This is a genomic window from Enterobacter sp. 296B2, assembly GCF_034106185.1.
GTDB classification, from domain to species: Bacteria; Pseudomonadota; Gammaproteobacteria; order Enterobacterales; family Enterobacteriaceae; genus Enterobacter; species Enterobacter cloacae_N.
The window spans coordinates 87,962-100,185 of sequence record NZ_JAWNCA010000013.1; the positions used below are offsets into that span (position 1 = coordinate 87,962).

The following is a 12,224-nucleotide window of genomic DNA, read 5'->3' on the forward strand; positions in this document are numbered from 1 at the left end:
AGGATGAACCGTAGGGCGGGTAAGCGTGAGCGCCACCCGCCATCTTCGTCAAAAATATCTTGTTAGTACAGCGCTTTACCGCTGCTGTCTTTCACGTTGGTTTTCCATGCAGCACGGACCTGCTCAACCACGCTGTCCGGCAGGCTGGCGTAATCCAGATCGTTAGCCTGCTTGCCGCCGTTTTTGTATGCCCAGTCGAAGAACTTCAGCACCTCAGCGCCCTGCTCAGGTTTCTTCTGCTCTTTGTGAACCAGGATGAAGGTCGTGGAGGTGATTGGCCACGCGCCTTCGCCTTTCTGGTTAGTCAGATCCTGCGCAAAGGATTTGCTCCAGTCAGCGCCTTTCGCGGCGTTAGCGAAGTTCTCTTCGGTCGGGCTTACCGGTTTGCCGTCAGCAGAAACCAGTTTGGTGTAAGCCAGGTTGTTCTGCTTAGCGTAGGCGTACTCTACGTAGCCGATAGAGCCAGGCAGACGCTGTACGAACGCGGCGATACCGTCGTTACCTTTTCCGCCCAGACCGGTTGGCCAGTTAACGGTAGAGCCGGAACCGACTTTAGATTTCCACTCTTCGTTCACTTTCGCCAGGTAGCTTGTGAAGACGAAAGAGGTACCGGAACCATCCGCGCGGCGAACCACGGCGATATTCTGCGAAGGCAGCTTCAGGCCTGGGTTGAGTTTAACGATCGCTTCGTCATCCCATTTTTTAATTTTACCCAGGTAGATATCGCCCAGGGTTTTGCCGTCCAGCACCAGCTCGCCTGATTTCAGGCCAGGGATGTTAACGGCCAGCACAACACCACCGATCACGGTTGGGAACTGGAACAGGCCTTCCTGATTCAGTTTCTCGTCAGACAGCGGAGCGTCTGATGCGCCGAAATCAACGGTATTCGCGGTAATTTGTTTTACGCCACCGGAGGAGCCGATACCCTGATAGTTAACCTTATTACCGGTTTCCTTCTGGTAGGTATCCGCCCATTTGGCATACACCGGCGCAGGGAAGGTTGCACCAGCGCCAGTCAGGCTTGCCGCTGCAAAAGCAGAGAAAGCGCTCAGAGATAAGGTCGCGGCGACAACAGTTGCGACAGTGGTACGCATAACTTTCATAATGTCTCCTGCAAGGATTTCGTAAATCATTGTTTAAGTGGCTACGATGAGCAAAATAGGACAAACAGGTGACAGATAAATGTACGAATTATGACAGTTTTATGACAATGAAAATTTCACTTAAAGAAAAAGAAAACTATATATATTTATCAATGATTTAAGTTGAAACATGACAGCAGGGTTTCAGTAATATTTTCTTTATGTGACACTGAAAAAATAGCTGAAAATGACAGATTGTCATTAAAAAAGGCTCCACCTGATGGTGGAGCCTGGAAGGATTATTCTACGGTAACGGATTTCGCCAGGTTACGCGGCTGGTCAACGTCGGTGCCTTTGATCAGCGCCACGTGATAGGCCAGCAGCTGCAGCGGAACGGTGTAGAAGATCGGTGCAATCACCTCTTCCACGTGCGGCATCTCAATGATGTGCATGTTGTCGTTGCTGACAAAACCGGCATCTTTGTCGGCGAAGACGTACAGAACGCCGCCGCGGGCGCGAACTTCTTCGATGTTAGACTTCAGTTTTTCCAGCAGTTCGTTGTTCGGTGCCACAACGATGACCGGCATATCTGCGTCAATCAGCGCCAGCGGGCCGTGTTTCAGCTCGCCTGCCGCGTAGGCTTCTGCGTGGATGTAGGAGATCTCTTTCAGCTTCAGCGCGCCTTCCAGCGCAATTGGATACTGATCGCCACGCCCCAGGAACAGAGCGTGATGTTTGTCAGAGAAATCTTCCGCCAGCGCTTCAATGCGTTTGTCCTGAGACAGCATCTGCTCAATACGGCTCGGCAGCGCCTGCAGGCCGTGAACAATGTCATGCTCAACGGAAGCATCTTCGCCTTTCAGACGCGCCAGCTTCGCCACCAGCATCAGCAGAACGGTCAGCTGAGTGGTAAACGCTTTGGTGGAAGCTACGCCGATTTCGGTGCCCGCTTTCGTCATCAGCGCCAGATCGGATTCACGCACCAGGGATGAGCCTGGGACGTTACAGATGGCCAGCGAGCCCAGGTAACCCAGTTCTTTAGACAGACGCAGCGCCGCCAGCGTATCCGCCGTTTCGCCGGACTGAGAAAGTGTGATCATCAGGCTGTTGCGACGCACCGCAGACTTGCGATAGCGGAACTCAGACGCGATTTCCACGTCGCACGGCACGCCCGCCAGGGATTCAAACCAGTAGCGAGAGACCATACCGGAGTTGTAGGAGGTGCCGCAGGCCACGATCTGAATATGCTCGACCTTGCCGAGCAGTTCGTTCGCGTTTGCCCCCAGCTCGCTCAGATCAACTTCACCGTGGCTGATGCGCCCGGTCAGGGTGTTTTTGATGGCGTTTGGCTGCTCGTAGATCTCTTTCTGCATGTAGTGACGGTAAGCGCCTTTGTCGCCCGCGTCGTACTGCAGATTCGATTCGATCTCCTGGCGCTTCACCTGCTCGCCTTTGGTGTCGAAGACGGTCACGCTGCGGCGAGTCACTTCCGCGATATCCCCCTCTTCCAGGAAGATAAAGCGACGGGTGACCGGCAGGAGTGCCAGCTGATCGGAGGCGATAAAGTTTTCACCCATGCCCAGACCGATAACCATCGGGCTACCGGAACGCGCTGCCAGCAGCGTGGATGGATCGCGTGAGTCCATGATCACCGTACCGTACGCACCGCGCAGCTGAGGGATAGCGCGCAGCACCGCATCACGCAGCGTACCGCCCTGTGCCAGCTCCCAGTGCACCAGGTGAGCAATCACTTCGGTGTCAGTTTCAGAGACGAAGGTATAGCCGCGCGCTTTCAGTTCTTCGCGCAGCGGTTCGTGGTTTTCGATAATGCCGTTGTGCACCACCACAATGTGTTCAGACACATGCGGGTGCGCGTTACCTTCAGACGGTTCGCCGTGCGTCGCCCAACGGGTGTGCGCGATACCGGTACCACCGTGCAGCGGATGTTCTTCCGCGGCCTGAGCCAGCATCTGCACTTTACCGAGGCGACGCAGGCGGGTCATGTGCCCTTCTGCATCCACGACAGCCAGACCGGCAGAGTCGTAACCACGGTATTCCAGACGACGTAAACCTTCGAGAAGGATTTCAGCAATATCACGCTGCGCAACTGCGCCAACAATTCCACACATATTTTAGATTCCGAATTTAGGCATTATGCCTGCGTTGTCGCTGACCTGTATTTTCCCTTCCGGGCGCCCCGAGCCTTGTAGAGAGTGGGGTTATTTTTATGGGTACTACCTGTGGGGGGAGGATTATGTTATCCCCTCACCCCGGCCCTCTCCCCAAAGGGGCGAGGGAGAAAAACACCGCACCGTTCAATTCCCCTCTCCCCTATGGGGAGAGGGTCAGGGTGAGGGGCGTATATTGTTGTTACTTCTTCTTCACCGGGCGTTTCCAGCCCTGCTTGTGTACCTGCGGCACACGGCTTAATACCAGCTCGTTATCGGCGATATCGCGCGTAACGGTTGTTCCGGCTGCAATCGTTACCCCGTTACCCACGGTAACCGGTGCCACCAGCTGTGTATCGGAACCGACAAACACATCATCACCGATGATGGTTTTAAACTTGTTGGCACCGTCATAGTTGCAGGTAATGGTGCCTGCGCCAATGTTCACGTTGTCGCCAATTTCCGCATCGCCCAGATAGGTCAGATGACCGGCTTTCGAGCCTTTACCCAGACGCGCTTTTTTCATTTCCACGAAGTTGCCCACGTGCGCGCCTTCCAGCAGCTCAGCACCCGGGCGCAGACGCGCAAACGGGCCGATGGTACAGGCGGCATCCAGACGGGCATCTTCCACCACGCTGTACGGGCTGATTTCGCAGTCGTCACCGATGACGCTGTTTTTAATCACGCAGCCGGCGCCAATTTTGACGCGGTTACCCAGCGTAACGTTGCCTTCAAGGATAACGTTAGTATCGATCTCAACGTCGCGCCCGTGAGACACGGTGCCGCGCAGATCGAAACGCGCCGGATCGCGCAGCATCACGCCCGCCAGCAGCAGTTTTTCGGCCTGTTCTGACTGATACACGCGCTCCAGGCGGGAAAGCTGAAGACGGTTATTCACCCCTTCGGTTTCGCTAATACGCGCCGGATGAACCGCCGCAATCTCACGTCCTTCCTGGTACGCCATCGCAATGATGTCGGTGATGTAGTACTCACCCTGCGCGTTGTTGTTGTTGAGCTGCGATAGCCAGCGCTTCATGTCCGCGCCATTGGCAATCAGGATACCGGTGTTGATCTCCTGAATCTGACGCTGTTCGTCGCTGGCATCTTTATGCTCAACAATACCCGTGACGTTGCCGTTTTCACGGGTGATACGGCCATAACCGCTTGGATCGTCCAGCACGACGGTCAACAAACCAATGCCGCCCTGTGGTTTGGCAGCACGCAGGCGAGTCAGCGTTTCAACGGAGATCAGCGGAACATCGCCGTAGAGCATCAGGATGTCTTCGTCATCCGCAAAGAAAGGGGCGGCCTGCTGCATCGCATGGCCTGTGCCCAGCTGTTCGGCCTGAAGCACCCAGTTGAGCTTGTCATCGCCCAGCGTCTTTTTAAGCAGATCGCCACCGTGGCCGTAGACAAGGTGGACCTGACGGGCGCCCAGTTCATTCGCTGCATCAATGACATGCTTCACCATTGGCTTTCCTGCCAGCGTGTGGAGCACCTTAGGCAGATCGGAATACATGCGGGTACCTTTGCCTGCGGCAAGGATCACCACGCTCATCGCACTGTTTGACATACGCATCCTGACGGTAGTTTGAGAGAGAAGTAAAAACGTTTGATGCCTAAAATTCTACATCTTTTACATCATGAATTAAGGATCAAAAAAAAAGCCAGCCTGGTATCCAGACTGGCTTTTGTGCTTTTCAAGCCGGTGTTACATCGCTTTTTTGGTCAACTCGATAACGCGCAGTTTCGCGATCGCTTTGGCCAGCTCCGCAGACGCCTGAGCGTAATCCACGTCACCATGAGAGCTGCTAATGTGCTCTTCAGCCTTACGCTTCGATTCCAGGGCTCGCGCTTCGTCGAGATCCTGGCCACGAATAGCGGTATCGGCCAGAACGGTCACACTGCCAGGCTGCACTTCAAGAATGCCGCCGGACAGATAGATAAACTCTTCGTGACCGAACTGTTTAACGATGCGGATCATACCAGGCTTAATGGCGGTGAGCAGCGGTGCGTGACCCGGGAAAATACCCAGTTCACCTTCACTACCCGTTACCTGGATTTTCTCGACCAGACCAGAGAACATTTGTTGCTCTGCGCTGACGACGTCCAGGTGGTAAGTCATTGCCATATCACCCTCCGATTAAGGCGTTAAAGTTTTTTGGCTTTTTCCACGGCTTCTTCGATGGAACCAACCATGTAGAACGCCTGCTCTGGCAGGTGATCGTATTCGCCTTCCATGATGCCTTTAAAGCCACGGATGGTGTCTTTCAGGGAAACGTATTTACCCGGAGAACCGGTGAATACTTCCGCAACGAAGAACGGCTGGGACAGGAAGCGCTGGATCTTACGCGCACGTGCTACCACCAGTTTGTCTTCTTCAGACAGTTCATCCATACCCAGGATGGCGATGATGTCTTTCAGTTCCTGGTAACGCTGCAGCAGGGACTGTACGCCACGCGCGGTGTCGTAGTGTTCCTGACCAACAACCAGTGGATCCAGCTGACGGCTGGTGGAGTCCAGCGGGTCAACGGCCGGGTAGATACCCAGAGACGCGATCTGACGGCTCAGTACCACGGTTGCGTCTAAGTGCGCAAAGGTGGTTGCTGGAGATGGGTCAGTCAAGTCATCCGCAGGTACGTATACCGCCTGAACGGAGGTGATAGAACCGGTTTTGGTAGAGGTGATACGTTCCTGAAGAACACCCATCTCTTCCGCCAGGGTCGGCTGGTAGCCTACCGCTGAAGGCATACGACCCAGCAGTGCAGATACTTCCGTACCGGCCAGGGTGTAACGATAGATGTTATCAACGAACAGCAGAACGTCACGGCCTTCGTCACGGAATTTCTCAGCCATCGTCAGGCCAGTCAGCGCAACGCGCAGACGGTTTCCTGGTGGCTCGTTCATCTGGCCGTAAACCAGGGATACTTTGTCCAGAACGTTGGAGTCGGTCATTTCGTGGTAGAAGTCGTTACCCTCACGAGTACGTTCACCTACACCCGCAAACACGGAGTAACCGGAGTGCTCGATCGCGATGTTACGGATCAGCTCCATCATGTTTACGGTTTTACCTACACCCGCACCACCGAACAGACCAACTTTACCGCCCTTCGCAAACGGACACATCAGGTCGATAACTTTGATACCGGTTTCCAGCAGTTCCTGAGAGCTGGACAGCTCTTCGTAGGAAGGTGCCGCGCGGTGGATAGCCCAACGCTCTTCTTCACCGATGTCGCCCTTCATGTCGATTGGCTGACCCAATACGTTCATGATACGACCCAGTGTTGCTTTACCTACCGGGACTTCGATCGGGTGCTCAAGGTCTTTAACTTCCAGACCACGACGCAGACCGTCGGAAGAACCCATCGCGATGGTACGCACGATACCGCCGCCGAGCTGCTGCTGAACTTCCAGCACCAGGCTCTCGTTACCATTCTGTACCTCAAGCGCGTCGTACACGCGTGGTACGGCGTCCTGAGGGAACTCGACGTCCACCACGGCGCCGATTACCTGGACAATCTTTCCAGTAGCCATCTTGAATCCTCTACGTAATTCGTAAACCTGGTTAAACCGCGGCGGCCCCCGAGACGATCTCGGTGAGTTCCTGAGTAATGCTGGCCTGACGAGCTTTGTTGTAAACCAACTGCAGCTCTTTAATCAGGCTGCCGCCATTATCGGTCGCGGCTTTCATCGCCACCATTCGTGCGGCCTGCTCGCTGGCCAGGTTTTCTACAACGCCCTGATAAACCTGAGATTCAACGTAACGACGCAGCAGGGTATCCAGCAGCGGTTTCGGATCGGGTTCATACAGGTAATCCCAGGCTTTCTGCTTCAGCTCGTCATCTTCTGATGCCGGTAACGGCAGCATCTGAGTGAGCGTTGGAACCTGAGACATGGTGTTAATGAATTTGTTGCTGACAACGTACAGTCTGTCCAGGCGGCCTTCATCGTAGGCCTGCAACATCACTTTAACCGGGCCGATCAGTTCAGACAGGGACGGGTTATCACCCATACCGGTCACCTGAGCGACAATGTTGCCACCAACGGAGTTAAAGAAAGAGACGCCTTTAGAGCCAATCAGTGCCAGATCGCACTGAACGCCTTTATCAGACCAGCCTTTCATATCCGCCAGCAGTTTTTTGAACAGGTTAATGTTCAAGCCGCCACACAGACCACGGTCAGTCGACACCACCAGGTAGCCCACGCGCTTAACGTCGCGTTCTTCCAGGTAAGGGTGCTTATATTCCAGATTACCGTTTGCAAGGTGACCAATCACTTTGCGCATGGTCTCTGCATAAGGACGGCTGGCCGCCATGCGATCCTGCGATTTACGCATTTTGGAAGCGGCGACCATCTCCATCGCTTTAGTGATCTTTTGCGTGTTCTGGACGCTTGCGATCTTACTACGTATCTCTTTTGCGCCGGCCATGAGCTTCTCCTCAATGCCAGGCGGCTTGCCCTGAGACAAGCCGCCGGACGATTACCAGGATTGGGTTGCTTTGAAGGAATCGAGGATAGCTTTCAGCTTGCCTTCGATTTCGTCGTTATAGCCACCGGTCTGGTTGATCTCTTGCATCAGCGGAGCGTGATCACGGTCGACGTAAGCCAGCAGAGCGGCTTCGAAGCTACCGATTTTCGCCAGTTCCACATCTTCGAGGTAACCGCGTTCAGCCGCGAACAGTACCAAGCCCTGCTGAGCAACAGACATTGGAGCGTACTGTTTCTGCTTCAGCAGCTCGGTCACTTTCTGACCGTGGCTCAGCTGTTTACGGGTTGCTTCGTCCAGATCGGATGCGAACTGAGAGAACGCAGCCAGTTCACGATACTGTGCCAGCGCGGTACGGATACCACCGGACAGTTTCTTGATGATCTTGGTCTGAGCAGCACCACCCACACGGGATACGGAGATACCCGGGTTAACCGCCGGACGAATACCGGAGTTAAACAGGTTGGTTTCCAGGAAGATCTGACCATCGGTAATGGAGATTACGTTGGTCGGAACGAACGCAGAAACGTCACCCGCCTGGGTTTCAATGATCGGCAGAGCGGTCAGAGAACCTGTTTTACCCTTCACTTCACCTTTGGTGAAGTTCTCGACGTATTCCGCGTTAACGCGGGAAGCACGCTCCAGCAGACGAGAGTGGAGGTAGAATACGTCGCCCGGGAATGCTTCACGTCCTGGTGGACGACGGAGCAGCAGGGAAACCTGACGATAAGCAACAGCCTGTTTAGACAGGTCATCGTATACGATCAGCGCATCTTCACCGCGGTCACGGAAGTATTCGCCCATTGCGCAACCAGCGTATGGCGCCAGGTATTGCAGTGCAGCAGATTCAGAAGCGGTAGCCACAACAACGATGGTGTTAGACAGCGCGCCGTGCTCTTCCAGTTTACGAACCACGTTAGAAATGGTGGACGCTTTCTGGCCGATAGCCACGTACACACATTTGATGCCGGAGTCACGCTGGTTGATAATGGCGTCGATTGCCATCGCGGTTTTACCGGTCTGACGGTCACCGATGATCAGTTCACGCTGACCACGACCGATTGGGATCATGGCGTCAACGGACTTATAACCAGTCTGCACTGGCTGATCAACGGACTGACGGTCGATAACGCCCGGTGCGATAACTTCGATTGGGGAGAAGCCATCGTGCTCAACCGGACCTTTACCGTCGATTGGCGCACCCAGGGTGTTAACAACGCGACCCAGCAGGCCACGGCCAACCGGCACTTCCAGAATACGGCCAGTACACTTAACCTTCATGCCTTCGGCGAGGTCAGCGTATGGACCCATCACAACTGCACCTACGGAGTCGCGCTCCAGGTTCAGTGCGATAGCGTAACGGTTACCCGGCAGGGAAATCATCTCACCCTGCATACAATCGGCCAGGCCGTGGATGCGGATAACACCGTCACTTACAGAAACAATAGTACCTTCGTTGTGAGCTTCACTCACAACACTGAACTGAGCAATGCGCTGCTTGATCAGTTCGCTGATTTCGGTGGAATTCAGTTGCATGCTCCAGTCCCCTTAAGACTGCAAGACGTCTGCAAGGCGCTCAAGACGGCCGCGTACGCTGCCATCAATGACCATATCACCCGAGCGGATGATTACGCCTGCCATTACAGACTTATCGATTTTGCAATTCAGCTTAACTTTGCGTGACAGACGTTTTTCCATCGCGGCGGTAATTTTCGCAAGCTGTTCGTCACTCAGTTCAGTCGCGGAAGTCACTTCGACTTCTGCAGTAGCTTCACTAAGGGCACGTAAGTGCTCAAACTGCTCGAGAACATCCGGGAGCACACGGAGACGACCATTTTCTGCCATCACCTTAATCAGGTTCTGGCCGTTGGCATCCAGTTGCTCTCCGCACACGGCGATAAACGACGCGGCGAGGGTTTCAGGTGCTAACGCACCGGAAAGCAACTCGGCCATTTGTTCGTTTTTCGTCACCTCAGCGGCAAACGCCAGCATATTCTGCCAGCGATCGACATTTTGGTGTTCGACAGCAAAGTCAAAAGCTGCTTTGGCGTAGGGGCGAGCTACCGTAACAAATTCAGACATCAGCCCCTCCCTCCTTACAGTTCAGCGACAAGTTTGTCCACGATGTCGCTGTTAGCAGCTTCATCCACGGAACGTTCGATGATCTTCTCGGCGCCAGCAACAGCCAGAATCGCAACCTGCTTACGCAGTTCTTCACGAGCACGTTTACGCTCAGCTTCAATTTCAGCCTGAGCCTGTGTCACGATCTTAGTACGTTCCTGTTCTGCTTCAGCTTTGGCTTCGTCCAGGATCTGAGAACGGCGTTTGTTAGCCTGTTCAATGATTACCTGAGCTTCAGCTTTCGCTTTTTTCAGCTGGTCTGTCGCGTTGGCCTGTGCAAGGTCCAAATCTTTCTTAGCGCGTTCTGCGGAAGCCAGACCGTCAGCAATTTCTTTCTGACGTTTTTCGATGGCAGCCATTAAAGGCGGCCATACATACTTCATGCAGAACCAGACAAAGAGAATAAACGCGATGGCCTGGCCGAGGATTGTTGCGTTCATGTTCACAGCACAATACCTCTTAAATTTCTGTGGCTTGGGGTTTTAAAACAACTACTACGCGACAGCAAACATCACGTACAGACCCAGACCTACAGCGATCATTGGGATTGCATCCACCAGACCCATAACGATAAAGAACTGAGTACGCAGCAGAGGAATCAGATCAGGTTGACGCGCTGCGCCTTCCAGGAATTTACCTCCGAGGATGCCGATACCGATCGCAGCACCGATAGCCGCCAGACCCATCATCACAGCGGCAGCCATGTACAGCAGATCCATATTCAGGTTTTCCATGACAGTCTCCAGTTTGTTTCAATTAAAACGTAGTAGTGTTGGTAAAAAATCAGTGCTCTTCAGACGCCATCGACAGATAGACGATCGTCAGAACCATGAAGATAAAGGCTTGCAGCGTAATGATCAGGATGTGGAAAATGGCCCACGGCACATTAAGAATCCACTGTGACCACCACGGCAGAAGACCCGCGATCAGAATGAAAATCAGCTCACCCGCATACATGTTGCCGAACAGTCGCAGACCCAGTGAAACAGGTTTGGACAGCAGGCTAACGCCTTCCAGGATCAGGTTGACCGGAATAAACGCCCAGTGGTTGAACGGCTGCAAGGTAAGCTCTTTCACAAAGCCGCTTACGCCTTTCATTTTGATGCTGTAGAAAAGAATCAGGATAAACACGCCCAGCGCCATCGACAGGGTGATGTTCACGTCCGCGGACGGTACCACACGCAGCGCAGGCAGGCCGAAGATGTGCTCGCCGATGAACGGCAGCAGGTCAATTGGCAGCAGGTCCATCAGGTTCATCAGGAAGACCCAAACGAACACGGTCAGGGCCAGCGGAGCAATCAGCTTGCTCTTACCATGGTACATATCTTTCACGCTGCCATGGACGAAGCCGATGATCATCTCAACGAACGTCTGGAATTTCCCTGGAACACCGCTGGTCGCTTTTTTAGCAACGCTGCGGAACATGGCCAGGAACAGAAGACCCAAAACCACCGAGAAGAACATGGAGTCGATGTTGATCGTCCAGAAGGTGGCCGGGGGGTTATGTGGATCCACCAGCGAGAATGTACGCAGGTCCAGCTGAAGGTTATTCAGATGGTGACCTATGTAATCCTGCGGCGTCATATTTTCTGAAGCCATGATGCCTTTTACCCTTTGTTATTGATTACAGCTGGAGCCAGAACTTGTACCACCAGCACCAAAACCCACGTTGCTATCAGCGGCATGAATACCACTTTCAAAACCGCCAGCGCCATCACCAGTAGAGCAAAGGTCAGCAACACCTTACACACTTCGCCGAGGGCGAAGGACCAGGCCACGCGGCCTTTGGCGGGTGTATGCGCCTGATGACGCCAGGCAAAAATCATAAACAACACGTTTGGCAGCACGACCGCCAAACCCCCGCACACGGCGGAGATGCCCCAGAAGGGGTCTTTGAGGCTAAACAGCAGTCCACTTGCTATCACAGCCAGAAACTGAATGAACAGAAGCTTACGAGCAACGTTTCTACTCAAGAGCGACACAGACATCACGTTTTTACTCCTGCTCCCTTCGAGGTATGCCGCGTGTCGTATAAAACGTCCTTTAAGGCTCAGAGTCAAGCATCAAAAAGCGGACAAATTATACGGTGCGTACCCGTGATTTCAAACATTAAGTAGCGAAAAGGTGAATAAATGTTTAAATATTTTTCCCCACCGCTATTTTTTAACTTTCGTAGAAAGCATCGACCTTCGAGCAAAACTGCAAACAGCGCGAAAACGTTGACTACAAAGCGTGCACGAGATCACAAAACACACATTTGCGATAAGGTTGTATTTATCAAAGCCGTAATTCGCCCAGAATTATCTTTCTGAAATTAAAGATAAAATATCGCAACTATTTTCAAAACAGCCCCGTACACAATAAAAA

At 53.4% G+C, this 12,224-nt stretch carries 12 protein-coding genes; all 12 read right to left on the reverse strand.

The genetic code is table 11. The features are described from left to right. Positions 1-62: 62 nt before the first annotated feature. On the reverse strand, positions 63-1,103 hold the full coding sequence (pstS, locus tag URZ40_RS12005; protein ID WP_316380814.1) for a phosphate ABC transporter substrate-binding protein PstS: 1,041 nt from the start codon (positions 1,101-1,103) through the stop codon (positions 63-65). Between the two features lie 278 nt (positions 1,104-1,381). After that, on the reverse strand, positions 1,382-3,211 hold the full coding sequence (gene glmS / locus URZ40_RS12010; RefSeq protein ID WP_153657026.1) for a glutamine--fructose-6-phosphate transaminase (isomerizing): 1,830 nt from the start codon (positions 3,209-3,211) through the stop codon (positions 1,382-1,384). Between the two features lie 241 nt (positions 3,212-3,452). Further along, positions 3,453-4,823, reverse strand: a complete 1,371-nt coding sequence (glmU, locus tag URZ40_RS12015) for a bifunctional UDP-N-acetylglucosamine diphosphorylase/glucosamine-1-phosphate N-acetyltransferase GlmU (protein WP_316380812.1) — start codon at positions 4,821-4,823, stop codon at positions 3,453-3,455. Between the two features lie 138 nt (positions 4,824-4,961). Further along, entirely contained in the window at positions 4,962-5,381 is a 420-nt protein-coding gene (locus URZ40_RS12020; RefSeq protein WP_006177560.1) for a F0F1 ATP synthase subunit epsilon, read from the reverse strand. A 20-nt stretch (positions 5,382-5,401) separates the two neighbouring features. Further along, positions 5,402-6,784, reverse strand: coding sequence for a F0F1 ATP synthase subunit beta (atpD, locus tag URZ40_RS12025; protein ID WP_003862362.1), 1,383 nt, complete (start codon positions 6,782-6,784; stop codon positions 5,402-5,404). Positions 6,785-6,815: 31 nt separating this feature from the next. After that, on the reverse strand, positions 6,816-7,679 hold the full coding sequence (gene atpG / locus URZ40_RS12030; protein WP_003862364.1) for a F0F1 ATP synthase subunit gamma: 864 nt from the start codon (positions 7,677-7,679) through the stop codon (positions 6,816-6,818). A 51-nt stretch (positions 7,680-7,730) separates the two neighbouring features. After that, positions 7,731-9,272 (reverse strand): F0F1 ATP synthase subunit alpha, encoded by a 1,542-nt coding sequence (gene atpA / locus URZ40_RS12035; RefSeq protein ID WP_006808751.1) that lies wholly within the window; start codon positions 9,270-9,272, stop codon positions 7,731-7,733. 12 nt (positions 9,273-9,284) lie between these two features. Beyond that, a complete protein-coding gene (atpH, locus tag URZ40_RS12040; protein ID WP_003862369.1) occupies positions 9,285-9,818 on the reverse strand; it encodes a F0F1 ATP synthase subunit delta in 534 nt (177 codons plus the stop codon). Positions 9,819-9,832: 14 nt separating this feature from the next. After that, positions 9,833-10,303: a F0F1 ATP synthase subunit B gene (atpF, locus tag URZ40_RS12045; RefSeq protein ID WP_003862370.1), complete on the reverse strand. Its 471-nt coding sequence runs from the start codon at positions 10,301-10,303 to the stop codon at positions 9,833-9,835. 48 nt (positions 10,304-10,351) lie between these two features. Beyond that, entirely contained in the window at positions 10,352-10,591 is a 240-nt protein-coding gene (gene atpE / locus URZ40_RS12050) for a F0F1 ATP synthase subunit C (protein WP_000429386.1), read from the reverse strand. Positions 10,592-10,640: 49 nt separating this feature from the next. Further along, positions 10,641-11,456, reverse strand: a complete 816-nt coding sequence (atpB, locus tag URZ40_RS12055) for a F0F1 ATP synthase subunit A (protein WP_014881883.1) — start codon at positions 11,454-11,456, stop codon at positions 10,641-10,643. Between the two features lie 8 nt (positions 11,457-11,464). Beyond that, entirely contained in the window at positions 11,465-11,845 is a 381-nt protein-coding gene (gene atpI / locus URZ40_RS12060; protein ID WP_008500194.1) for a F0F1 ATP synthase subunit I, read from the reverse strand. Between the last annotated feature and the right edge of the window lie 379 nt (positions 11,846-12,224).

Coding starts and splice junctions, on each gene's coding strand:
- pstS (WP_316380814.1), bottom strand. CDS start 1,103: ATGAAAGTTATGCGTACCACTGTCGCAACTGTTGTCGCCGCGACCTTA.
- glmS (WP_153657026.1), bottom strand. CDS start 3,211: ATGTGTGGAATTGTTGGCGCAGTTGCGCAGCGTGATATTGCTGAAATC.
- glmU (WP_316380812.1), bottom strand. CDS start 4,823: ATGTCAAACAGTGCGATGAGCGTGGTGATCCTTGCCGCAGGCAAAGGT.
- URZ40_RS12020 (WP_006177560.1), bottom strand. CDS start 5,381: ATGGCAATGACTTACCACCTGGACGTCGTCAGCGCAGAGCAACAAATG.
- atpD (WP_003862362.1), bottom strand. CDS start 6,784: ATGGCTACTGGAAAGATTGTCCAGGTAATCGGCGCCGTGGTGGACGTC.
- atpG (WP_003862364.1), bottom strand. CDS start 7,679: ATGGCCGGCGCAAAAGAGATACGTAGTAAGATCGCAAGCGTCCAGAAC.
- atpA (WP_006808751.1), bottom strand. CDS start 9,272: ATGCAACTGAATTCCACCGAAATCAGCGAACTGATCAAGCAGCGCATT.
- atpH (WP_003862369.1), bottom strand. CDS start 9,818: ATGTCTGAATTTGTTACGGTAGCTCGCCCCTACGCCAAAGCAGCTTTT.
- atpE (WP_000429386.1), bottom strand. CDS start 10,591: ATGGAAAACCTGAATATGGATCTGCTGTACATGGCTGCCGCTGTGATG.
- atpB (WP_014881883.1), bottom strand. CDS start 11,456: ATGGCTTCAGAAAATATGACGCCGCAGGATTACATAGGTCACCATCTG.
- atpI (WP_008500194.1), bottom strand. CDS start 11,845: ATGTCTGTGTCGCTCTTGAGTAGAAACGTTGCTCGTAAGCTTCTGTTC.